A 23,838-nucleotide genomic window follows, 5' to 3' on the forward strand; every position below is an offset into this window, starting at 1 on the left:
CATGCTTTTGCATTACAAAATTATAGATATCAGTGTTAGGTTTTCTTAAATGTATTTCGTGTGATAAATAAAACGCATCAAAGCAATTTTCAAACGCACTAAAAAAAGCAGTTGTTTCTTTTACAAAGTCCATATGCAAGGCATTGGTATTGCTCAATAAAATAAGTTGGTAATCCTTTGTTTTATGTAATTGCTGAATAAACTCTAATCTATGCGGTGGAAAATCTTTAATTATGAAATTCCAAGCCTCAACAATTTGTTTTTCTTTTAGGAATGGAAACTTATTGTTGTAAAATGTTATAAATTCTAATGTCGATAGGTTGCCAACTTCATATTGAATATTTGCATGAATCATGTCCTTATCAAAGGTTTTTACGTTAAAGAGATTCAGCGCATTTTGCATCGCACCTTCCTTATCTAGATTAATAAAAACATCACCAAAATCAAAAATGAGTGTCTTAATCATTGGCGTAAATATTTAGAGTATCACCTAGTAGTTTTGAATGTGACACTAGTTTTCCCTTTAGCCTTGGTGCTTTTACACCATCGGTAAAATCAACATCACCTATGAAAACTCTGGCTTCATCCCATAAAGCTTCATCAATAAAGGATTGAAGTGTTTTTGCGCCTCCTTCTATGATTACAGAGTTTATGTTGAAATTATACAGCACTTTACAAACTTGTTTTGCGATTTCATTTCGGTTATGCCATTCAATTTTAATATAAGATCCACTGATTCTATTTGATAAAGGCTGATGTATAGACCAGTCTAATGTCTTTTCGTCAATTTTAGGTATTACATCGTTATCTCCATGAAATATAATTTTGTTCGCATCATCATTCGTAACGTTATAAGTTTTATCTATTTTCAACTTTTCATCCAGAATGACTCTCGTTGCATTTTGCCCAACCCAATCTCTAACCGTTAGACTAGGATTATCTTCTAACACGGTATTTGTGCCGACCAAAATGGCTTGTTCTTCTGCTCTCCATTTATGAACCAGTTGTCTTGAAAAAGTATTCGTTATCCAAACTGGTTTCTTTTCTCCTTTAGTTTTTGGTGCAATAAATCCATCTCTGGTTTCAGCCCATTTTAAGATAATATAAGGTCGTTTTTTATTGTGAAACGTAAAGAAACGCTTGTGATGTTGTTTACATTCCTTTTCTAAGACACCCACAATAACAGTACAGCCAGAAGCCTTTAGTTTTTCGATGCCTTTACCAGCAACTTCAGGATTATTATCAACACAACCAATAACCACTTCTGGGATTTTATGTTCTATAATCAAATCACTACAAGGTGGTGTTTTACCAAAATGACTGCAAGGTTCTAAGGTTACATAAAGTGTGCTCTTTGGTAACAATCTTTTGTCTCTAACTACATTTATAGCATTGACCTCTGCGTGTGGTCCTCCATATGGATTCGTAAATCCTTCGCCAATAATTTCATTATTGTAAACTACTAATGCCCCAACCATTGGATTAGGTCTAGTTGTTCCTAATCCATTCTTGGCTATTTGTAAGCAGCGTTTTATGTAAGTCTCGTGTTGGCTCAATCAGAGTTTAATTTTAATATTTTGTAATTCATCAACGGTGTAAGACGAAGAGTACCCAAAGACTTTATAATCTATCTCACCTTTGAAACTTACTTTTAATTGTTGAGACAACAGACTACCAAGTAATCCGCCCAAACTTTTTTGATCAATTAAACTATCTGTAGCAACCGATACCACTAATGGAATTGTAAAATTCTGTTTAGACGGTACATCAAATTCGTCAGAGACTATTGTAGCAACTTCTGTATCATTAATGTATACTTTTAAATCGTCTGTTTTTAGTTTTCCACCAACATCATTTGGGTTTTTAAACATGGCGTCGGCACTTAATGTAATTGACTTAAAATTAGAGTTAATAACTTTTATTTTGTCTAGTCCTAAAAACTCGGGCTTTTCAGTTACAGTGCAGTTGAAAACTAGTGGAAAAATTAGTAAAATGAATAAACTTCTTTTAAGCATAAAATAAGAATTATAGCTATCTTCATACCGAAATAATTTCAGTATTAAAATCAATAATTAAGTGCGTAAAGATACTATTGTTATTCGAGAAATAGAACTAGATGATAATCCTAAAATTGCTAAAGCTATACGTTCCGTTTTAATTGAAATGGGCGTGCCTAAGGTCGGTACTGCATATGAAGACAAAGCTTTAGATTGTATGACGGAAACTTACGATCAATCGCGAACAGCATATTTTGTTGTTGTAAATGGTGAAGAAGTAATCGGTGGTGCAGGCATAGCTCCATTAGATAATTATGAAGGCAATGTATGTGAATTGCAAAAAATGTATTTTATGCCAGAAGCTAGAGGAAAAGGACTTGGAAGTAAAATGATGGCTAAATGCTTAAATTTTGCTAAAGAAGCTGGATTTGATCAGTGCTATCTCGAAACCATGCCTTACATGGATGATGCTAGAAAATTATATAGAAAAGTAGGTTTTGAGAGTATAGAAAAACCCATGGGAGATACTGGGCATTACTCATGTACAGTATGGATGCTTAAAGACTTATAATATTGAAAGCACTCGATTTAAAATCAATTTTTCATAAAGAATTAGATGCTATTTATGGTAAGAATGAGGTCGATTCGTTCTTTTTCCATTGTTTGGAGCATTATTTAGATGTGCCCAGATTTCAATTGTCATTAGAGCCAGAATATACACTCGTTAAATCTGAAACGGATACCTTCTTTAAGGCATTAGAAGACCTTAAGCAACAAAGGCCAATTCAATATATTATAGGTGAAACAGAGTTTTATGGGTTAAAGTTTAAAGTCAATGAACATGTCTTAATACCTAGGCCTGAAACTGAAGAATTAGTGGATTTGATTATTAAGTGTCATTCAGATAAAAGTGAAGAATCTCACTTCACTATCTTAGATATTGGTACAGGCTCTGGTTGCATAGCAGTCAGTTTGGCTAAACATTTACCAAAGGCAAAAGTGTATACTCTAGACGTTAGTAAAGAAGCATTAAGTATCGCTCAACACAATGCAAAACTTAATAAAGTAGAGCTTACTTTTATTGAAGCCGATATTTTAGATTCAGATTCTTATTCTGCAATAGATTTGGAATTCAAATATGATATCATAGTATCAAATCCACCATACGTTAGAGAACTAGAGAAAAAAGAAATAAAACCTAATGTCTTAGACAACGAGCCACATTTAGCCTTGTTTGTAGCAAATGATAACCCATTGCTCTTTTATAATGCAATTATCGATTTTGCAATGCAATACTTAGTTGGTGACGGCTATTTATATTTAGAAATCAACCAGTATCTTGGAGAAGAGACAAAGCAATTATTAATGGATGCAGATTTCAAAGCTGTTGAGTTGCTAGTAGATTTAAATTCAAACAATAGAATGCTAAAAGGTGTAAAAAGATAATATGAAAAGTATATCCGTATTTTGTGGTAGTAGTGAAGGCAATGATCCTAAAATAGTTGAGCAAGCTTACGAACTGGGTAAGCACTTAGCAATAAATAATATAGTCTTAGTTTATGGTGCTGCTAAAATTGGTATAATGGGTCAGGTCGCTAAGGGAGCTATTGATTTTAAAGGTCAAACGATTGGTGTTATTCCTGAGTTTTTGAGAACAAAAGAAATTGTAAATAATGAGTTAACTGAGCTTATTGTAACTCAAAACATGCACGATCGTAAAGTGATTATGTACGAGAAAAGCGACGGTTTTATGATTATACCTGGTGGTTTTGGTACAATGGATGAGTTTTTTGAAATCACAACTTGGGGACAATTAGGATTGCATTCCAAACCCATTGGTATTTTAAATATTAATGACTATTACGATGCTTTAATATCTCAATGTAAAATGATGGTAAAGCGTGGATTTTTAAAACAGGAACATTTTGACGCTGTTGTTATTGACACCACTATGATTGGGCTATTAGATAAAATGGAAAATTATGTGCCGTTACCAGCACCGAAATGGTTGAATAAAGAAGGATTATAATATGGATATAAAATCTAAAATTGAAATTTTAAGAGACGAACTTCGTCAGCATAACTATAATTACTACATACTTGACAATCCTACCATAAGTGATTACGAGTTTGACATAAAGTTAAAAGAGCTTCAGGCACTAGAGGAAAAGTATCCAGAATTTTTTGATGCTAATTCACCAACACAACGCGTTGGTGGCACAATTACGAAAAATTTCAATGCAGTTGTTCATGATTTTAGAATGTACTCATTGGATAATTCCTATTCAAAAGAAGACTTATTAGATTGGGAAATACGTATTAAGAAAATGGTAGATGGTGAAGTGCAGTACACCTGTGAGTTAAAGTATGATGGTGCTTCAATGAATCTTACGTATGAAAACGGGAAGCTTGTCCGTGCCGTTACACGTGGCGATGGTGTGCGAGGTGATGAGGTTACAGCTAATGTAAAAACTATTAATACAGTGCCATTACAATTAAATAGCGATTATCCAGATCGATTTGATATACGCGGTGAAATCATTCTACCAATAGAAGGCTTCTTAAAAATGAATGAAGAGCGTATTGAAAATGATGAAGAGCCTTATAGAAACCCACGTAATACGGCATCTGGTAGTTTAAAACTTCAAGATAGTGCTGAGGTTGCGAAACGTCCTTTAGAATTTCTAATGTATAGTATCAAGAGCAATAATTTAAGCATACAATCGCAATTTGAAGGTTTAGATAAGGCGAGATCTTGGGGTTTTAAAGTACCTCAAGAAGCAAAGCTCGTCAACTCAATTGATGAAGTTATTGATTATATTAATTATTGGGATGAACATAGATTTGATTTACCTTATGAAATAGATGGTGTAGTGATCAAAGTCAATAGTTTATATCAGCAAGATGAATTAGGGTTTACAGCAAAGGCACCACGTTGGGCTATGGCGTACAAGTTCAAAGCAGAGCGAGTGTCTACAAAGTTGAATGAAATCACCTATCAAGTCGGCCGTACTGGTGCTATAACACCTGTGGCAAATTTAGAACCTGTACAATTGGCAGGTACCATTGTTAAGCGTGCTTCATTGCATAATGCAGACCAAATTGAGAAATTAGATATTAGAGAAGGTGATGAGGTATATGTAGAAAAGGGTGGTGAAATTATACCTAAAATTATAGCTGTAGATCTATCAAAACGGCCTTCAGATTCAAAACCGACTAAATATATTACCAATTGTCCTGAATGTGACACCGAACTAGTTCGTTTAGAAGGTGAAGCAAAACATTATTGTCCTAATTATAATGGTTGTCCGCCACAAGTTATTGGTCGTATTCAGCATTATATATCCAGAAAAGCTATGGATATTGAAGGTCTTGGTGGAGAAACTGTAGCATTATTGGTTCATGAAGGACTAATTTCTAATTATTCTGATTTATATGAATTAACTGTAGAACAGGTAATTCCTTTAGAACGAATGGCAGAGAAAAGTGCAGAGAATTTAGTTCAAGGTATTATGGCTTCAAAGCAAATTCCTTTTGAAAGAGTTTTATTTGCATTAGGTATTCGATACGTAGGGGAAACTGTGGCTAAAAAGTTAGCAAAACATTACAAGTCAATTGATGCACTTATGTTTGCATCGACTTTAGATTTAGTGACTGTTGATGAAATAGGAGAGCGTATTGCAGAGAGCGTAGTAGATTTCTTTTCATCAGAAGAAAATAGAACTATAATTGAAAGATTGAAATCATTTGGAGTTCAATTAGAAATTTCAGCAGAGAAGCTGGCTAATCAGACCGACAAATTAAAAGGACAAACATTTGTAGTTTCTGGAGTTTTTGAAACCGTATCTAGGACTGAACTAAAAAAACTAATAGAAGATAATGGTGGAAAGGTGTCTTCATCAATCTCATCTAAAACGAGTTATGTGGTTGCGGGTGATAAAATGGGACCGAGTAAGCGTACAAAAGCCGAAAACTTGAATATTTCAATACTTACCGAACAAGAATTTTTAGAACTTTTGAGGTAAATTCTCACAAAAAATTATGCATTTCATCGATTAAATGTAATTTTTTACCGTTAAATAGTAATAATTTTTATATTTGATGCATTAATAAAGGATTAATTAATGTTAACAAATAAGATTATAAAAGTATTATTACTGCTTTTAGGTGGTTTTTATATACTACTACAGGGTTTTGGACTAGATTTAGAAAGTTCAATACTTAGTACAATAATGGTAATTACTGTTATCGTTTTGTATAACAAAACAGTTGAAGATACTAATAAGTACTTCTTTTACTTTTTAGTGGCTTTTGCAATAGGTAAAATTATAAGCTTATTCGCCTATTATGGTCCTATAATAGGTGCCAACGAAATGGATTATTATTACTTTTTTGCAAATTTTCTATATATATTATCTTACATATTCTTAATCGTGAAGATTTTAAAAGATTTAGACCTGAAAATCATTTTTACCCAATTCTTTATACCAATATTTATTTTAGTGGTTCTAGATGTATTTTGTGTCTCGATAATCACTGCCACGACTGAAGCAACATTATCTTTTTACGAGTATACTCTCGAATATATCTATAATGGTGTCATTATGATTTTGTTGTCAGCAGCGCTCATCAATTATATGTACAGAAATGATAACAAATCAATGTTGTTTTTAATAGGTTCAATTTGTATTGTGTTTTCAGAAATTATACAATTGGCTTATTATTATATTTTAGAAGAGAGTGCACTTAGATTTATTTACTCTTTCTTTTTAGTTATTGCATTTTTATTCTATTATCTGCAATCGCAACTTAAATTTGAAGGTCCTGTACCTGCTTATAACGAAGAGCTACTAGAAGCTTAATAATAATGGTCTGTTTTAAACTATAATTGTGGCTCCGTCACTTTTTGTGGGTTTGCCAGATTCAAAGTAAAAGTCAACCTTACCAAGGTATAATCCATATGCGCCAACCTGGTTTACGAGCACTTTTTTTCCTTCGCTATTTTTTTCTATCGTTGGCTTTGGCAAAAATGTATGCGTATGTCCGCCAATAATTAAATCGATATCTTTTGTAGCTCTCGCTAAACTTAAATCACAAACTCTATCTGGGTTTTTCTTGTAGTAATAACCAATGTGTGATAAACAAATAATTAAATCACAAGAGTGTTCTTCTTTTAATATGCGCGACATATCTTGAGCAATCTCAATAGGATTCTTATATACGGTTTCTTTATACATTTTTTCATCTACCAAGCCGTTAAGTTCAACACCTAAACCAAATACACCAATTTTAATTCCATTTTTTATAAATATTTTAAAAGGTTTGACATGTGTGTCCATAATGGTGTTAGAGAAGTCGTAATTGGCAGATACAAATTCAAAATCCGCATGTGGTAATTGGGCATATAACCCCTCAATGCCATTGTCAAAATCGTGATTTCCTATAGTTGCTAAATCATATTTTAACATGCTCATGAGCTTAAACTCTAACTCACCTCCATAATAGTTAAAGTATGGAGTGCCTTGAAATATATCACCTGCATCTAATAATAATGTATTGGGATTTTCTTTTCTGATTGAATCTACCAAAGTAGCGCGCCTTGCAACACCACCTTTATTAGCGTTTCTGCCATCTTCTGGTCCAAAAGGGTCAATATGACTGTGAACATCATTTGTATGTAAAATCGTAATTTTCTTTGCGTTTGACGTGTTGAAAGACTGTAATCCAAGCCCACCAATTCCTGCTAAAGTAACAGCAGCGGTACTTTGTTGTATAAATTGCCTTCTTTTCATGGTTAGTTTTTTAATTGAATAAATCGATTATCAATTTTAGGCTTAATTGTGTCTGTTTTTTTAAAATAATCAATTAAGACGTTTCTTATTTTATAGTCTAAAACGTACGAACTGTCATTTGGTTTAAAAAATGTCATTCTATCTCCACCATTGTATAAATAATCATTTGTTGCTACATAATATATTTTTTCTGTATCGATGGGTTCGCCATTAATACTAACAGAGTTAATACTAAAATCTTTAGCTAATGTAAGTTGTAACTGACTAGAAACTGGGTGTGCACGTTTTGCTCTAGAAAGATATGTCATGATTTCAATGATTTTTGTCCCTTTAAGCGCCACTACAACAACTGAATTTTCAAAAGGCATAACTTCATAAGCAGTTCTCGAAGTTATATTTCCTTTTGGTATTATCGATCGAATACCACCATGGTTAAGAAGTACAAAATCTATATTTTTGCCAGTACGCTGATTAAATACAGGATTACTTTCTAAAAACACAGCATCAGCCATAAAATTACCTATAGATGTATTAAATTTACCATCAGATTTTGAATACGTCTCTGGTGCATATGAGATGATACTATCTAAGTTTTTATTTACATTTTCTCTATAAGGTTCAATGAAGGTCTCAACGGCTTTGTCAGAAGTTAAGCTATCATTAATTTCAATTTGCTTGCCTTCAATTTTAGTCACATTATAATCTTGATGACAAGAACAAAAAAGTAGAAGAAAGCCAAGCTTAAAAATATGTTTAATAGTCATTGAATAACTTATTAAGAGTTTGTAAAATTTGTTTGTGCTTTTGTTAAATTTGCACAAAGTCTAAAGATAAATGATTTTAAAGGCATTTAAAGAGAAATCGAATCGAAAATATGTCAATAATTTACTGGCAGCGCGCAAAGCTGCAGTAAACGGTAATAAAGTAAAAACTATCGCTGTTTTATTAAATGCAGATGAATTTGATGATTTTGAAGTTTTTAAAGCCTATTTTAAGGAACTTAACTTAACCTCACCCAAACATAAGATTATTGCGTTTACTTTTGATGATAAATTAGAACATAATCAATGGGATACTTATTATAGTCCTAAAGATTTTGGATGGAAGGGAAAAATAAATAGTATTGATCTACAGACGTTTTTAGACGAGCAGTATGATGTCTTAATTTGCTACTTTAAAGAAGAGGTTTTACAACTCAATTTAATTACAGCTTTATCAAAAGCAAATTTAAAAGTTGGTCTTTCTCGGAAAGATGAGAGGCTTTACGATTTAATTATTGATGTAAATCCTAAGGACATAAAAATCTTTAAACAAGAATTAAAAAAATATTTAAACATTTTAAACAAATTATAATGACCAAATTTATAGGTACTGGTGTTGCTTTAATCACACCATTTAATGAAGATTTAAATATCGATTATGATGCTTTAGAACGATTGGTTGAATATAACATTGAAAATGGTACGGAATACTTAGTAATAAGTGGTACTACAGGAGAAAGTGTTACAATAAGTCCAGAAGAAAAAAAGAGCTTAGTACAATTTATAATTAAAGTTAATAATAACAGAGTCCCTCTGGTATTAGGTATCGGAGGAAACAATACTACGACATTAATAGAAGAAATAAAATCAACAGACTTATCATCAATCGATGCGATATTATCGGTTTCTCCATATTATAGTAAACCAACTCAAGAAGGAATTTATCAGCATTTTAAAGCTATTGCAGAGGTATCACCAAAACCAATCATATTGTACAATGTACCTGGTAGAACGTCTTCTAATGTATCACCTGAAACTACAATTCGTTTAGCTAAAGACTTTGATAACATTATAGCAGTTAAAGAAGCAGGTAATAATGTGCATCAATATCTTGAGTTGTTACGAACAAAGCCAGATGATTTTTTAGTTTTATCAGGTGATGATGATCTTGCATTGGGTGTTGCATTGGCAGGTGGATCAGGAGTTATTTCTGTTATTGGTCAGGCATTACCAAAAGAATTCTCAGAAATGATTCGTTTAGGTATTGCAGGTAATGCCAAAGAAGCCTATAAAATTCACTTTAAACTAATGCCTATAACAAAAATGATATTTTCGGAGAACAATCCTTCGGGTATTAAAGCTGTATTAAGTGGATTAAATATTTCTAATTCTTATGTGCGATTACCTCTTGTAGAGGCTACAGATAAGCTTAAAAATGAGATTAGAAAAGAACTCGATGTTTTAGGCAAAAGTTAAACTTAAATTAAATAATATTCATACCTAAAAACAACCGTTACTTTAGTTGATAATAATTGTTTTCAAAATCCGTTAATAATGCGTACTTTTGCATCCTGTTTAAAATTTATGAATAGACGTTTATACATACTATTAATTGGTATTCTACTTGTTTCTTGTAGTGATTTTCAAAAGACTCTAAGGTCTGAGGATGTTGCCGAGAAGTTTAAAATGGGTACAGAATTATTTGAAGCTGAAAAATATAATAAGGCGCACAGACTTTTTGAGCAAATTCTGCAAAGTTACCGTGGCAAACCTCAGGCAGAGAAGTTAACCTTTATGCATGCTATGTGCTCATATAAAATGAGAGACTACTACATTTCAAGTTTTCATTTTGATAAATTTACAGAGGTGTATCCAGATAGCGAGAAAGCCGAAGAAGCAGCATATTTAGCAGCAAAAGGGTACTACTATAATTCCCCAATATACTCTAAAGAGCAAAAGGAAACGGTAGAAGCTATTGAGAAGCTGCAGTTGTTTGTTAATGCTTATCCACAATCACAATATCTTAGTGAAGCTAACGCATTGGTAAAGGAATTAGATTTTAAATTAGAAAAGAAGGCATACGAAATAGCATTTCAGTATAACAAGATTAAGGATTATAAAGCGGCTATTAAATCATTTAATAATTTTTTGCTAGAGTTTCCAGGAACAAGTTTTAGAAAGGATGCTATGTATTACCGATTTGACTCCGCTTTTAATTTAGCAATTTTAAGTATAGATTACTTAAAGGAACAACGATTAAAAGATGCTATAAATTATTACAAATCATTTCAAAAAGCTTTTCCTAATGCAGATAATATGGAAGATGCCAATAGAATGAAAGAACAGTTAGAACAGGAATTAGATACATTTACGACAAAAAGTTAATCATTATAACAATGGATTTAAAAAAGACAGATGCACCAGTAACTACAGTTACTTATAACAGAAACGAGATTGATGCTTCAACAGATAATATATATGAAGCTATTTCTGTAATATCTAAGCGTGCTGAACAAATTAACACTGATATTAGACGAGAATTAATTGACAAGCTTGAAGAGTTTGCAACGTATAATGACAGTTTAGAAGAGATTTTTGAAAACAAAGAACAAATTGAAGTTTCTAAGTTTTACGAAAAACTACCAAAGCCGCATGCTTTAGCAGTTAAAGAGTGGTTAGATGATAAAATTTATCACAGAAATACTGAGGACACTCAGGAATAACTTCCATGTCTATTCTCAAAGACAAAAACATTTTATTAGGCATTACTGCTGGTATTGCCGCATATAAATCTGCTAGTATAGTAAGATTGTTTATTAAAGCAGGCGCTAACATAAAAGTTGTTATGACGCCTGCTTCTAAAGATTTCATTACTCCGCTTACGCTTTCAACTCTTTCAAAGAACCCTGTTTATTCGTCATTTGTTGATGAAGAAGATGACAATAACGTGTGGAACAATCATGTAGAATTAGGCCTTTGGGCTGATCTATTTGTAATTGCACCAGCAACGGCAAATACTATGGCTAAAATGGCTAATGGTGTTTGCAATAATATATTATTAGCGACCTATTTATCAGCAAAATGTCCAGTTTATTTTGCGCCTGCAATGGATTTAGATATGTATAAACACAAATCCACTGAAACATCTTTTGATAAGCTTTTGTCTTATGGCAATAAAATGATACCTGCAGGTACAGGCGAATTAGCAAGTGGATTGGTTGGGGAAGGTAGAATGGCAAAACCAGAAGATATAGTAAGTTTTATTGAAAAAGATATATTAGATCAATTACCATTAAAAGGTAAACAAGTTTTAATTACTGCTGGTCCGACTTACGAAGCTATAGATCCTGTAAGATTTATTGGTAATCATTCTAGTGGTAAAATGGGATTTGAAATAGCAAATGCAGCCGCAAATTTGGGTGCCGAAGTCATTTTAGTGACCGGACCAACACATCAAAAAACAAATCATAGCTACATTAGTGTTAAACCTGTTGTAAGTGCAAAAGAGATGTACAATGAGGTTCATAAGCATTATAAATCTTCTCAGATTGCTATTCTTTCTGCTGCGGTCGCAGATTATAGACCAAAATCTGTAGCAGATAAGAAAATAAAAAAGAAAGAATCTACGTTTACTATTGAGTTAGAAAAAACAAAAGATATTTTAAAGTCTTTAGGTGAAATTAAAAAGCAACAGTTTTTGGTTGGTTTTGCATTAGAAACTAATAATGAGATAGAGTATGCTAAAGGAAAACTAGAATCAAAGAATTTAGATTTAATAGTTCTTAATTCATTGCAAGATAAAGGAGCTGGTTTTGGAGTATCAACAAATAAAGTTACATTTATCACATCTTCTAACGAGATTATTGAACATAAGCTTAAATCGAAGGCGGAAGTAGCTGAGGATTTAATGCAACAAATTTTAAAACAATTAGATGCGTAATATTTTAGTCTTAATCATTTGCTTATTTACATCGGTTGCATTTTCTCAAGAATTAAATTGTACCGTAAAAGTAATTGCACAGCAAACAGGAAATGATAATAATGTTATTTTTAAGAATTTAGAGCGCCAACTCAACGAATTTATCAATAATACCAAATGGACACAAAAAGATTTTGAGCAGCAAGAACGTATAGACTGTAGCATGGTTATTAATGTGAAACAATATAGTAATGATTCGTTCTCAACATCGCTTCAGGTTTCATCTTCTAGACCAATATTTAATTCAACATACAGTTCACCTGTATATAATTATAATGACAAGGACTTTAATTTTAAATATTTAGAGTTTCAGAATTTAGTGTATAATCCTATTCAATTTGAATCTAATTTAATATCGGTATTATCGTTTCATGTTTATATGATTCTTGGCATGGATGCAGATACCTTTGCACTAAATGGAGGAAATGAATACTTTAAACAAGCACAAACAATAGCAAACTATTCTCAGCAACTCAATGGACAAGGCTGGAAGTTAGAAGATGGGCTTCAATCTAGGTTTGCTCTTATAGATAACTTAATGTCGCCAACATATAAAGAAATTAGATCTACAATGTATAATTATCATATTGGTGGTTTAGATTTAATGCAAGAGGATGCAAGAAAGGCGAAGGCTAAAATTACAACTGTGTTTACAGACTTGTTTAAAATTCATAAAAGACGACCTAACTCTTTCTTAATGCGTGTCTTTTTTGATGCTAAATCAGATGAAATTTTAGATATATTATCGGGTGGTCCAAGCGTCAATATTACTGAGGTTATAGATATTTTAAATAGCATTGCGCCAATGCATTCTCAGAAATGGCGAAAAATTAAGTTTTAATTTTTTCTCTCACATCACTCAATTTCATTTTGTAATCACTTAATTTTGTAAGTGTAAAAATTAGTTGTGCTAACATCCTTATACATAAAAAATTATGCGCTTATAGATGAGCTCAATGTTCAGTTTAATAATGGTCTAACCATAATTACTGGAGAGACAGGTGCTGGTAAGTCAATATTACTTGGTGGTTTATCCTTAGTATTAGGGAAAAGAGCAGATCTAAGTCAGGTTAAAAACCTAGACGAAAAATGTATTATTGAAGCTGTTTTTGATGTTGCCAATTATGATCTGAAAAAACTTTTCCAAAATTTAGATATAGACTATGATGTTCATACTATTGTAAGAAGAGAAATACTACCTTCTGGCAAATCAAGAGCATTTATAAATGATACACCAGCAACTTTAGATAGCCTGTCTAAATTGAGTAATTATTTAATAGATATTCATTCACAATACCAAACGCAGCAACTTGTACAGGATAGCTTTCAGTTTCAAATAATAGATGCTTTAGCGAATAATAAGAAAAAGCTAGAAAAGTATTCATCTCAGTTAAAACTGTATAAATTCACCTTGCAAAAGCTCGAAGAAATTAGAATCTCAAAGGCTGAATTAATTAAGGAATACGATTACAATCTATTTTTAGCAAAAGAATTTGAATCTATTGATCTAGACAATCTTGACGTAGAAGTTTTAGAAGGTAAATATGAAGAGCTTAATAATGTTGAAACTATAGGGGGAAAACTAGCGAGTACAAAAGCTATTCTTTCAACAGAGAATATAGGTTTGATTGATCAAATAAATAGCGCAAAACAAGAACTCAATAGAATAGCTAATTTTGGTAAACCTTACAAAGCTTTAAAGGAGAGATTAACTAGTATAGGGATTGAGTTAGATGATATTCTTTCTGAAATAGATAACCTTGAAGACAACCTGTCTGCAGATCCATTAGAATTAGATTCTGTAGCAGCGAAACTTCAAATAGTAAATAATCTATTTCAAAAGCATTCTGCTATAAATGTTGGTGAGCTTATAGAAATACGTGATGCCTTATCGTTAAAGATAAATGACACCAATAGCTTAGACGAAACTATTGAAAATCTAGAAGATGAATTAGAAAATCAAAAGGAGTCTTTAGATAAAATGGCAGAAGCTATTCATTTAAACAGAGCAGCAATTATACCAGAACTCATTTCTAAGTTAGAATCTCTTTTAAATGATTTAGGTATGCCTAATGCAAAATTTAAAATAGACTTAAACAAAACGGATGAGCTTCTAAGTAATGGTAAAGATTATCTTCAATTTTTATTTATGGCTAATAAAGGTTCTGTTTTTAATGAGCTTAAAAAATCCGCCTCTGGTGGAGAATTGTCTAGAATAATGCTTGCCATTAAATCTATTTTAGCAGATTATATTCAATTACCATCAATAATGTTTGATGAAATAGACACAGGTGTTTCTGGTGAAATATCAAAAAAGATGGGAGAGATTATGCAGCAAATGAGTAAGCGAATGCAAGTATTCACCATAACCCATTTACCTCAAATAGCTGCAAAAGGGAATTCTCATTTTAAAGTTTATAAAACTGATGTAGATGATGTAACACATACACAATTAAAGCGATTGAATGAAGATGAGCGCATTGTGGAAATTGCTCAAATGCTTGGTGGAGTAAATGTAACCAAGTCTGCACTAGATCACGCTAAACAATTATTGAATTAATACTATATTTACACTAATAAATAACAACTGACTAATAAAAGATTTATACTATGTATAACTTACTAAAAGGAAAAAAAGGAATCATATTTGGTGCACTCGACGAAAACTCTATTGCATGGAAAACTGCAGAACGAGTGCATGAAGAAGGCGGTACGTTTGTATTAACTAATGCACCTGTAGCTATGCGTATGGGACAGATTAATGAGCTTGCAGAAAAAACGGGTTCTCAAATTATACCTGCAGATGCAACATCAGAAGGAGATTTAAAAAATCTTGTCGACCAATCAATGGAAATTTTAGGTGGAAAAATAGATTTTGTTCTACATTCAATTGGAATGTCAATTAATGTTAGAAAAGGGAAACACTACACCGATCAGAATTATGCATGGACCCAAAAGGGTACAGATGTATCAGCAATGTCTTTTCATAAAGTAATGCAAACCTTGTATAAAGCAGACGCTATGAATGAATGGGGAAGTATTGTAGCATTAACCTATATGGCAGCACAACGTGTTTTTCCAGATTATAATGATATGGCGGATAATAAAGCATATTTAGAAAGTATAGCTCGTAGTTTTGGATATTTCTTCGGTAGAGATAAAAATGTAAGAGTAAATACCATTTCTCAATCCCCAACACCTACTACTGCAGGAAGCGGAGTTAAAGGATTTGATGGCTTCATTGCTTATGCAGAAAAAATGTCGCCGTTGGGTAATGCAACAGCATTAGATTGTGCAAACTATACAGTTTCGCTATTTAGTGATTTAACTAAACGTGTTACTTTACAAAACTTATACAATGATGGTGGATTCAGTAATATGGGAGTTAGTGATGCTGTAATGGACACATTTGTAGATAATCAGTAATTATTTACAATCTAAAGAATACTAAAAAAAGCTATTAAAGAATTTTAATAGCTTTTTTTATATATTGTATCTAAATTATTTTAGATGAGAGGCTCAGTATATATAGTCTTGGTAATATTTTGTTTACCAATTCAGGCTCAAATTTATTTTGCAGATGAAGCTGCCAATATTGGTTTTACAGATCATTGTGGATCTGTTAGTTTGGGTAACGGTTTGAGTTTTGTAGATTATGACAATGATGGATATGATGATATAACTTTAACTTCTGGCGATGGAGTCCCTTTAAGGTTCTACAAGAATTTTCAAGGTTTATTTTTTGAAGAATTATTAATTAATCCAGCTATAACTTATCAAACAAAGGCCGTTACTTGGGTTGATTATGATAATGATGGTGATAAAGATTTGTATGTAACAAGTAATGTTGCAGGAAACAGATTATTTCAAAAAACAGATTCTGGCTTGGTTGATGTTACGGTATCTTCTGGTTTACCATTTGTAAATATTAATACTTATGGCGCATCTTGGGGGGATGTAAATAATGATGGATGTTTAGATGTTTACATTTCAAATAGAATTGCAGGATCAACAACAGTTACAAATTATTTATTTAGAAGTAATTGTGATGGAACGTTTACCAACGCAACAGACCTAATAGGATTAAGTAACACTCCAGCATTGACTTTTTGTTCTGGTTTCTTAGATTTTAATAATGACGGCTGGCAAGATATTTATGTCGCGAATGATAAGTTTTTTCCAAATTATCTTTTTAAGAATAATGGAGATGGCACATTTACAGATGTAAGCGCTACTTCTGGGACAGATATTATAGTTGATGCTATGTCTGTTACAGTAGACGATTTTAATTCCGATGGTTATTTAGATATTTATGTAACTAACACTCCAAACGAAATAAGTACACCAAGTCAAGGCAATGTCCTACTCAAGAATAATGGTGATGAGACATTTACAAATATTTCGGTAACTGCAGGAACAGTATTTGAAAGTTTTGCCTGGGGCTCTACGTTTTTTGATGCCGAAAATGATGGGGATTTAGATCTATACGTAAGTAGCTCTTATGATGGTAGTTTTAATGGTTATCCATCCGCTACATTCTATGAGAATCAAGGAAATGAAACTTTTACAGAGCCTAATTCAGTAGGGTTTATGAATGATAATAAAATGAGTTATTCAAATGCAATAGGTGATCTTAATAATGATGGAAAATCTGATATAATTGTTCTGAATAGTAATGACGAACCGCCATTTATATGGAATAATCAAACCACTTCCAATAATAACTACTTGTCTATTACTTTAGAAGGAACTCAAAGTAACAAAGACGGAGTTGGCTCTCTTATTGAAATTTCTGTAAACGGGAACAAACAATACAGGTATGTGATGTGTGGTGAAGGTTATATTGCTCAAAATTCTTTCAAAGAAATTTTTGGTGTTGGTACAGAAACTATTATAGATTATGTTAAAGTTAAGTGGTTAAGTGGAGTAGAAGATATGCTTTATGATGTACCAGTAAATCAGGACATAAATATAATTGAGGCCAGTACACTATCAATTAATGATTTATCTTCTGTAAATGTATTAAAATTGTTTCCTAATCCAGTTAATGGTATATTAAAACTAAAATCGTCAGACATTATTAATAGAGTTGATATTTATAATACCTTGGGAAAAATAATATTAACATCTTTTGAGAATCTCGAGAATGTGGAGATGAATTTAAAAGATTTAACCACAGGATTCTATTATATAAAAGTATCTACTGATAAAGGGTCAAAAACTAAAAGATTTATTAAATTCTAGCCCATTCTTTCTATTTTAAACTTATTTAAATAGAATACATTAGCAGGTATTAATTTAGTTTAAGACTACAGCGGTAAAAAATGCCTTTTACCCCCTTTTTTTGTGTTTCGTCGATTTACCTAAAAACCCAATTTGTATTAACAAAATTTCACATAAATTTAAGCTAATATTAACTTTAATTAAAAATTTATGAGAAAAATTACTTTAGCGTTATTTACTTTATTCGCTACATGTTGGCAATTCAATGCGCAAGTATTGACTGAAGGTTTTGATGGTGGGGCTATTCCTTCGGGATGGTCAAATGAATATGTTTCAGCTACTGTAGATTGGCAGTTTGGCGCAACAAATCAAAATGCTACTGTAGCACCTAGAACAGGTGCAGGAATGGCAGCATTTTGGTCAGATAATTATAATGGTGATCAAACACGATTAGTTACACCGTCTTTAGATTTATCAGTTGTTCCTTCGCAAGTATTAAGTTTTTATTATACTCAAGAAGATTGGGGAGGGGATCAAGATGAGCTTAGAATTTATTACAAAACTTCCGCTGCTGGAACTTGGGTATTATTAGCTGAATTTACAGCAGATACAAATCCTACTTGGACAGAAGTAAATATTGTTTTACCTAATCCAAGTGCAGATTATTATGTGGCTTTCGAAGGTAAATCAGGATATGGAAGAGGTATAACTGTTGATGATGTGGTTATTGGTGATGCACCTTCATGTTTAACTCCAGGAAGTTTAGGTGTTTTCGCTACTTCTCCGACAGAAGCTGATTTAAGTTGGATACCTGGTGGTTCTGAAACTGATTTCACCTTTGAATATGGTGCAACAGGATTTACACAAGGAACCGGTACTACTAATACTGTGACTGGAAATACAGGTTCAATTAGTGGTTTAACTGCTGGTGTAGTCTATGATTTCTATGTACAAGCTAATTGTGGTGTTGATGGAGATAGTGGTTTTGCTGGTCCATTCACATGGGCACAACCAGATTCTGGTGAATCTTGTGGTACGGCTATCGCTGCAGCATTAGAAGCTGATTGTGGTACTGCAACACCAGTATCTTTAGATTTTACAGGTGCACCAAGCAATATCTCTACGAGTTGTGATACATTTAATAATTATGGTTTATGGGTTACCGCAACAACTGATGCTGCAGGTGGTTTAACAGTTAATGCTTCGGCAGCTGTTGATATGGCTGTATTTGATACCTGTGGTGGAACGGATGTAGCATGTTATAATGCAGATATAAGCCCATCTGTAGATGTAGTTTTATCACCAAATACGCAATACTATCTTTATTTTTGGCAAGAAGGTACAGCGTCAACGGCAATGGTAGATGTTTGTATTTCTTCTTACACAGTTCCAGATCCACCAAACTGTGCAACGACTCCTTTTCCTGCTGATGACACGGTTGATGTACCAACAGGAGCGGTAACTTTTACATGGGTAGCACCTTCGGCAGGACCAAATCCAACATCTTATAACGTTTATGTGTATGATGATGACTTAGGGGCTAACCCAGTTTTGGTTGGAAATTTCCCAACTGAAACGGCTGACTTAACTATAAATGCTTTTAACACTGAAATTTTCTGGAATGCTATTCCCGTTAATGGGGCAGTAGAAGCAACAGGATGTGATATTTGGAGTTTTACAACAGAGTCATTCCCTGGATATTGTTTAACCGCTGTAAACGGCCAATGGCCTGGTGGTGCGGCTTACGTTCCTGCAACTTGTGATGGAACTACAGTCAATGAAGTCACTACTGGTGGTTGGGCAAGTGAATTTTCTTTAGTAGCCGTAACTGCTGGAGAAACTTATCAATTTAATAGTTCAGCACCAGATTTAATCACTATTAGCTATGATGGTGCTACTGCTGATGCATTTGGTGTATCATCTGTAACTTGGACGGCTCCAACCGATGGGGAAGTTCGTTTCTATACACATTTAGATGATAATCTTTGTGGTGCAGAAAATGTGAATAGAACAAGATCTGTTCTATGTGGTGAATCTTTAAGTGTAGATGATGTTGAGAATAATTCTGCATTTACTTATTTCCCTAATCCGGTTAAAAACACTTTAACATTGAATGCTCAAAATTCAATTGAGAAAGTGGTTATGTACAATATGTTAGGTCAAGAGGTTTTAAGAATTAACCCAAATAATGTTGATAGTGAAATTGATATGTCTTCACTAGTTAATGGTACTTACTTCGTTAAAGTTTCTATTAATAATTCGACAGAAACGATTAGAGTTATTAAGCAATAATTCTTTAAGTATTAAATACACTAAAGCCGCTTTTTTTGAGCGGCTTTTTTTATTCTCTTTAGTCAAAAATATAGTTATTACCTTGTTTATAAAATTATCTTAATATCTTTAGTAATACAATACACCATTTCAAAATATCAGAATGATTAAAAACGTTTTTATACTAATCATTTTTGTGTTTCTATCTAACACATTAAAATGCCAAATTAGTTATCAAAATTTAGCATCAGAGTTAGGTGTTGATGTGGTCTGTGGTGATACTTATTTAGGTAATGGAATTTCATTTTTTGATTATGATAATGATGGTTGGGACGATATTTCAGTGAGTTCAGCCTCTAATTTTCCATTAGTATTTTTTAAAAATATAAATGGAAATTTTGTTCAACAAAATTTAAATATACCTGAAAATTCTCACCAGACCAGACAAATTAATTGGGTAGATATTGACAATGATGGTGATAATGACCTTTTTGTTACGAGTGATAATTCTGGTAATAGATTGTTTGAGAATACTGGCAATATGATCATGTTGGAAATAACACAAGAGTGCGGGATGCTATCAGAAGCACTTAATTCCTTTGGTGCCTCATGGGGAGATTATAATAACGATGGATTTTTAGATGTATTTATAAGTAACAGAGATACAACAATCCCTAGTATTTTATATAAAAATAATGGTGATAAAACATTCACCCTTGTAAATAATGAAGCCGGATTAATTAACACGGGAACAATGTCGTTTTGTTCTGCGTTTTTTGATTATAACAATGATGGCTTTCAAGATATCTATGTGTCAAACGACAAAGTTATATACTCAAATATATTATATAAAAATAATGGTGATGGTACATTTACGGATGTGAGTATAGCGTCAGAAACTAATATATTTATAGATGCTATGTCTGTAACTATTGATGACTATAATAGTGACGGATGGATGGATATCTATGTAACTAACAGTAGCCCTGGAAATGTTTTTTTTAAAAACAATGGTGATGGTACTTTTACCGATATTGCTTTACCATCAGGAACTATATTCAATAGTATTGGTTGGGGAGCAGTCTTTTTAGATGCAGACAACGATAAAGATTTAGATTTGTATGTAAGTAGTGAATATGACGGAACAGTTCCAAATTATTTGTCTTCTGCTTTTTATGTAAATAATAATGATAATACGTTTACTTTAGATAATACAATTGTTCCTAATGATAATGCTAAGAGTTTTTCAAACGCAATTGGCGATACAGACAATAACGGTTATCCAGAAATAGTTGTTAATAATATAATTCATAATAATATTTTTCTTTGGAAAAATAATTCACCAATGGCTAATAATTGGCTAAAAGTAAGATTAGAAGGAACAGAAAGTAATAGAAATGGTATAGGATCATTAATAGAAATATCGTCTGGTGGTCATATACAATATCGTTATACACTTTGCGGTGAGGGGTATCTAGCACAGAATTCTGCGACTGAAATTATTGGTGTTGGGAATAATACAATAATTGACTATGTCAAAGTAAAATGGTTAAGTGGAGTAGAAGATGTGATTTATAATGTGGATGTTAATCAAACACTTGAAATCATAGAAGGTTCATCATTATCATTAGACGACCAACAGAAAAATACTCCTATTTTAGTTTATCCAAACCCTTCGAGTGATTTTGTTTTTATTAATTCCAAGGACATGACAATTGTAAGTGGTAAGTTGTACGATGTACAAGGTCGATATGTGTCAGAATTAAATATTGATCACAATCAGTTGTATTTCGATTTAAGTAATTGTTATACAGGTGTATACGTTTGTAATATTTCTAATGCTAATAACACTTTATTCACTTTTAAAATTTTTAAAAAATAAAGTGACCCTACCTTTCATCAGTATTTCAAACCTGTATTATGGATTTTAACGAATATTTAAGAGTTTGAACGAGTAAGGCAATAGAACACAGCGCTTTATTGAATAAAATTCTATTTTTATTTACCAAAATTTGAAACAAATCTAAATTCCATAAATATGAAAAAAATTACTTTACTATTTCTTTTAGTAACACTATGCTTTGCGTATAATGTAAATGCGCAAGATAATTGTGGTTCAGCGCTTGCTGTGACTTCTGGTGTTACTAATACGACTACAATTAATAATGACGGTATTTTAGATGCAGAAATGAGTGCATCTGGTGGTAGTTTTGACGCTGCCTGGTATACATTTACAGCACCCTCAGCAGGGACTATTGACATTTCATCATGTTTAGGTGGTTCTGATACTGTACTTTTTGTAGGTTCAGGTACTTGTGGATCACTTACTACCTTGGCTGACAGTGATGATGATTGTGATGATGGTTCAGGATCTATTTTAGCAGCTTCTATTTCTGATCTTGATGTAATCGGTGGGACAACTTATTATATCGAATGGGGAGATGTCTGGGATGTTACACCATTTGATTGGACATTAACTTTTACACCAGCAGCATCTTGTGAAGTTCCTACAAATTTAGTTCAAGATTTTATTACTGATGTACAAATAGATTTCAGTTGGTCTGTGCCTGTTGCTGGGACTCCTGTTGATTATAACTGGGAGATTCAGCCTGATGGTGTAGCTCAGGGTACACCTGGTGCACTAGCTGCTGGTACAACCCCAGCATTATCAGATTCTTCTGGTCCAGTTTTAACTGCTGGAACGGATTATGTTCTCTATATACAAACCAATTGTGGTGGAGGTGACACTTCAGCATATATTAACGGAACATTTACTACCAATTTAGTGCCTCCACCATCAAATGATAACTGTGCTTCTGCAGAGGTAATTACCGTAAATTCAGCACCTGCGACTTTCACTAATGAGGGAAGTAGTGTTGAAGTGGGCGAACCATTTGGTAGCTGTTGGTTTTTTGAAGAAGACGATTTGGATGAATCAGTTTGGTTTAGTTTTACTATTCCGGTTGTAGATGATGTTACAGTTTCTTTAGATTTTGTCGGCGGGACTTTAATGGATACAGCTTTAACTGTTTATTCAGGTAGTTGTGGAAGTTTAACTCAGGTTGACTGTGATGATGATGGAGGTGCTGGTGGACTTTCTACAGCGAATATTAATGGCTTAGCCGCAGGAACTTATTTAGTACAAGTTGACGGAGCATTAAGTGACGAGGGTTCTTTCGATATAGAAATTGCTGCTCCAAATACATTGTCTTTAGATTCTGTAGAATCTAATACAGCTTTTACTTATTTCCCGAATCCTGTAAAAAACACATTGCAATTAAATGCACAAAATACAATCAATAATGTATCAATTTATAATGTTATTGGTCAAGAGGTAATAAGAGTGACCCCTAATACTTTAGAGAGTGAAATAGACATGTCAGCGCTTAGAACTGGTACATATTTTGTCAATGTGACCGTAGGTAATATAACAAAAACAGTTAGAATCATTAAGCAATAAGCTTACTATTATATATTATTTCAAAAGCCACCCTTATTGGTGGCTTTTGTATTTTCTTTATATACCTTTGTACTAATGAGTGATATTGTTTATTCTTTTATTATTCCTGTATATAATAGGCCAAACGAAATTAAGGAACTATTAGATAGTTTTGCAAGATTAGAAGGCAATTACAACTATGAAATTGTTATTGTTGAAGATGGGTCTTCAATAGATTCAAAACGCATAATTAACGAGTTTAATAGTTTATTGAATATTTCATATTACTTTAAGTTAAATTCAGGCCCAGGCGATACCAGAAATTATGGAATGACCAAGGCTACAGGTAATTATTTTATAATACTAGATTCTGATG

Annotated in this window: 23 protein-coding genes; 18 read left to right on the forward strand and 5 right to left on the reverse strand. The window is 32.6% G+C overall.

All coding sequences use genetic code 11. The features are described from left to right. From ACTG3Y_RS09710 to ACTG3Y_RS09720, 3 genes are all read right to left on the reverse strand, one after another. On the reverse strand, positions 1-466 hold a 466-nt coding region (locus ACTG3Y_RS09710; RefSeq protein WP_439152725.1), incomplete at its 3' end, for an HAD family phosphatase. Then, positions 459-1,556, reverse strand: coding sequence for a bifunctional diaminohydroxyphosphoribosylaminopyrimidine deaminase/5-amino-6-(5-phosphoribosylamino)uracil reductase RibD (ribD, locus tag ACTG3Y_RS09715; RefSeq protein WP_439152726.1), 1,098 nt, complete (start codon positions 1,554-1,556; stop codon positions 459-461). The genes ACTG3Y_RS09710 and ribD, both read right to left, overlap by 8 nt. Further along, on the reverse strand, positions 1,557-2,015 hold the full coding sequence (locus ACTG3Y_RS09720) for an LEA type 2 family protein (protein ID WP_439152727.1): 459 nt from the start codon (positions 2,013-2,015) through the stop codon (positions 1,557-1,559). A 61-nt stretch (positions 2,016-2,076) separates the two neighbouring features. Here ACTG3Y_RS09720 and ACTG3Y_RS09725 point away from each other — a divergent pair, with 61 nt between their 5' ends. The 5 genes from ACTG3Y_RS09725 (at position 2,077) to ACTG3Y_RS09745 (ending at position 6,859) form a co-directional block, all read left to right on the forward strand. Continuing rightward, positions 2,077-2,568, forward strand: a complete 492-nt coding sequence (locus ACTG3Y_RS09725; protein WP_439152728.1) for a GNAT family N-acetyltransferase — start codon at positions 2,077-2,079, stop codon at positions 2,566-2,568. 2 nt (positions 2,569-2,570) lie between these two features. Then, the gene (gene prmC, locus ACTG3Y_RS09730) at positions 2,571-3,443 is read left to right on the forward strand and encodes a peptide chain release factor N(5)-glutamine methyltransferase (RefSeq protein WP_439152729.1); all 873 of its coding nucleotides are present in this window, start codon (positions 2,571-2,573) and stop codon (positions 3,441-3,443) included. A gap of 1 nt (position 3,444) precedes the next feature. Beyond that, positions 3,445-4,026 (forward strand): TIGR00730 family Rossman fold protein, encoded by a 582-nt coding sequence (locus ACTG3Y_RS09735; RefSeq protein WP_439152730.1) that lies wholly within the window; start codon positions 3,445-3,447, stop codon positions 4,024-4,026. Position 4,027: 1 nt separating this feature from the next. Then, positions 4,028-6,022: an NAD-dependent DNA ligase LigA gene (ligA, locus tag ACTG3Y_RS09740; RefSeq protein WP_439152731.1), complete on the forward strand. Its 1,995-nt coding sequence runs from the start codon at positions 4,028-4,030 to the stop codon at positions 6,020-6,022. Positions 6,023-6,121: 99 nt separating this feature from the next. Beyond that, a complete protein-coding gene (locus ACTG3Y_RS09745) occupies positions 6,122-6,859 on the forward strand; it encodes a hypothetical protein (RefSeq protein ID WP_439152732.1) in 738 nt (245 codons plus the stop codon). Positions 6,860-6,874: 15 nt separating this feature from the next. On the opposite strand, the gene ACTG3Y_RS09750 is transcribed toward ACTG3Y_RS09745, so the two are convergent. Continuing rightward, on the reverse strand, positions 6,875-7,789 hold the full coding sequence (locus tag ACTG3Y_RS09750) for a bifunctional metallophosphatase/5'-nucleotidase (RefSeq protein ID WP_439152733.1): 915 nt from the start codon (positions 7,787-7,789) through the stop codon (positions 6,875-6,877). Positions 7,790-7,791: 2 nt separating this feature from the next. After that, positions 7,792-8,553 carry a 5'-nucleotidase C-terminal domain-containing protein gene (locus tag ACTG3Y_RS09755; RefSeq protein WP_439152734.1) on the reverse strand — a complete coding sequence of 254 codons (762 nt, stop codon included), beginning with the start codon at positions 8,551-8,553 and terminating at the stop codon, positions 7,792-7,794. Positions 8,554-8,623: 70 nt separating this feature from the next. Between ACTG3Y_RS09755 and ACTG3Y_RS09760 the strand changes: the two genes are divergently transcribed. The 13 genes from ACTG3Y_RS09760 to ACTG3Y_RS09820 form a co-directional block, all read left to right on the forward strand. Continuing rightward, a complete protein-coding gene (locus ACTG3Y_RS09760) occupies positions 8,624-9,142 on the forward strand; it encodes a DUF6913 domain-containing protein (RefSeq protein ID WP_439152735.1) in 519 nt (172 codons plus the stop codon). Then, positions 9,142-10,026, forward strand: a complete 885-nt coding sequence (gene dapA / locus ACTG3Y_RS09765; protein ID WP_439152736.1) for a 4-hydroxy-tetrahydrodipicolinate synthase — start codon at positions 9,142-9,144, stop codon at positions 10,024-10,026. The genes ACTG3Y_RS09760 and dapA overlap by 1 nt, the downstream gene beginning before the upstream one ends. A 108-nt stretch (positions 10,027-10,134) precedes the next feature. After that, a complete protein-coding gene (locus tag ACTG3Y_RS09770; protein ID WP_439152737.1) occupies positions 10,135-10,935 on the forward strand; it encodes an outer membrane protein assembly factor BamD in 801 nt (266 codons plus the stop codon). Between the two features lie 11 nt (positions 10,936-10,946). Next, positions 10,947-11,273, forward strand: coding sequence for a DNA-directed RNA polymerase subunit omega (locus ACTG3Y_RS09775; RefSeq protein ID WP_439152738.1), 327 nt, complete (start codon positions 10,947-10,949; stop codon positions 11,271-11,273). A 5-nt stretch (positions 11,274-11,278) separates the two neighbouring features. After that, the gene (coaBC, locus tag ACTG3Y_RS09780) at positions 11,279-12,490 is read left to right on the forward strand and encodes a bifunctional phosphopantothenoylcysteine decarboxylase/phosphopantothenate--cysteine ligase CoaBC (protein WP_439152739.1); all 1,212 of its coding nucleotides are present in this window, start codon (positions 11,279-11,281) and stop codon (positions 12,488-12,490) included. Then, positions 12,483-13,370 (forward strand): DUF4835 family protein, encoded by an 888-nt coding sequence (locus tag ACTG3Y_RS09785; RefSeq protein WP_439152740.1) that lies wholly within the window; start codon positions 12,483-12,485, stop codon positions 13,368-13,370. Before coaBC ends, ACTG3Y_RS09785 begins: the two co-directional genes overlap by 8 nt. 66 nt (positions 13,371-13,436) lie before the next feature. Then, a complete protein-coding gene (gene recN, locus ACTG3Y_RS09790; RefSeq protein ID WP_439152741.1) occupies positions 13,437-15,089 on the forward strand; it encodes a DNA repair protein RecN in 1,653 nt (550 codons plus the stop codon). Between the two features lie 50 nt (positions 15,090-15,139). Next, entirely contained in the window at positions 15,140-15,955 is an 816-nt protein-coding gene (locus ACTG3Y_RS09795) for an enoyl-ACP reductase FabI (RefSeq protein ID WP_439152742.1), read from the forward strand. Between the two features lie 84 nt (positions 15,956-16,039). Then, a complete protein-coding gene (locus tag ACTG3Y_RS09800) occupies positions 16,040-17,773 on the forward strand; it encodes an FG-GAP-like repeat-containing protein (protein ID WP_439152743.1) in 1,734 nt (577 codons plus the stop codon). 189 nt (positions 17,774-17,962) lie between these two features. Beyond that, positions 17,963-20,044 carry a T9SS type A sorting domain-containing protein gene (locus tag ACTG3Y_RS09805; protein ID WP_439152744.1) on the forward strand — a complete coding sequence of 694 codons (2,082 nt, stop codon included), beginning with the start codon at positions 17,963-17,965 and terminating at the stop codon, positions 20,042-20,044. A 142-nt stretch (positions 20,045-20,186) separates the two neighbouring features. Next, a complete protein-coding gene (locus ACTG3Y_RS09810) occupies positions 20,187-21,905 on the forward strand; it encodes an FG-GAP-like repeat-containing protein (RefSeq protein WP_439152745.1) in 1,719 nt (572 codons plus the stop codon). A 156-nt stretch (positions 21,906-22,061) separates the two neighbouring features. After that, positions 22,062-23,483, forward strand: coding sequence for a T9SS type A sorting domain-containing protein (locus tag ACTG3Y_RS09815; RefSeq protein WP_439152746.1), 1,422 nt, complete (start codon positions 22,062-22,064; stop codon positions 23,481-23,483). Between the two features lie 75 nt (positions 23,484-23,558). Then, positions 23,559-23,838 (forward strand): glycosyltransferase (locus ACTG3Y_RS09820; RefSeq protein ID WP_439152747.1); only part of this gene is annotated, 280 nt, incomplete at its 3' end.

Source organism: Winogradskyella sp., assembly GCF_965656915.1.
Taxonomy (GTDB): domain Bacteria; phylum Bacteroidota; class Bacteroidia; order Flavobacteriales; family Flavobacteriaceae; genus Winogradskyella.

Coding starts and splice junctions, on each gene's coding strand:
- ACTG3Y_RS09810 (WP_439152745.1), top strand. CDS start 20,187: ATGATTAAAAACGTTTTTATACTAATCATTTTTGTGTTTCTATCTAAC.
- ACTG3Y_RS09785 (WP_439152740.1), top strand. CDS start 12,483: ATGCGTAATATTTTAGTCTTAATCATTTGCTTATTTACATCGGTTGCA.
- ACTG3Y_RS09775 (WP_439152738.1), top strand. CDS start 10,947: ATGGATTTAAAAAAGACAGATGCACCAGTAACTACAGTTACTTATAAC.
- ACTG3Y_RS09755 (WP_439152734.1), bottom strand. CDS start 8,553: ATGACTATTAAACATATTTTTAAGCTTGGCTTTCTTCTACTTTTTTGT.
- coaBC (WP_439152739.1), top strand. CDS start 11,279: ATGTCTATTCTCAAAGACAAAAACATTTTATTAGGCATTACTGCTGGT.
- ACTG3Y_RS09760 (WP_439152735.1), top strand. CDS start 8,624: ATGATTTTAAAGGCATTTAAAGAGAAATCGAATCGAAAATATGTCAAT.
- ACTG3Y_RS09805 (WP_439152744.1), top strand. CDS start 17,963: ATGAGAAAAATTACTTTAGCGTTATTTACTTTATTCGCTACATGTTGG.
- ACTG3Y_RS09770 (WP_439152737.1), top strand. CDS start 10,135: ATGAATAGACGTTTATACATACTATTAATTGGTATTCTACTTGTTTCT.
- ACTG3Y_RS09815 (WP_439152746.1), top strand. CDS start 22,062: ATGAAAAAAATTACTTTACTATTTCTTTTAGTAACACTATGCTTTGCG.
- dapA (WP_439152736.1), top strand. CDS start 9,142: ATGACCAAATTTATAGGTACTGGTGTTGCTTTAATCACACCATTTAAT.
- ACTG3Y_RS09795 (WP_439152742.1), top strand. CDS start 15,140: ATGTATAACTTACTAAAAGGAAAAAAAGGAATCATATTTGGTGCACTC.
- ACTG3Y_RS09720 (WP_439152727.1), bottom strand. CDS start 2,015: ATGCTTAAAAGAAGTTTATTCATTTTACTAATTTTTCCACTAGTTTTC.
- ACTG3Y_RS09735 (WP_439152730.1), top strand. CDS start 3,445: ATGAAAAGTATATCCGTATTTTGTGGTAGTAGTGAAGGCAATGATCCT.
- ACTG3Y_RS09750 (WP_439152733.1), bottom strand. CDS start 7,789: ATGAAAAGAAGGCAATTTATACAACAAAGTACCGCTGCTGTTACTTTA.
- ACTG3Y_RS09745 (WP_439152732.1), top strand. CDS start 6,122: ATGTTAACAAATAAGATTATAAAAGTATTATTACTGCTTTTAGGTGGT.
- ligA (WP_439152731.1), top strand. CDS start 4,028: ATGGATATAAAATCTAAAATTGAAATTTTAAGAGACGAACTTCGTCAG.
- ACTG3Y_RS09800 (WP_439152743.1), top strand. CDS start 16,040: ATGAGAGGCTCAGTATATATAGTCTTGGTAATATTTTGTTTACCAATT.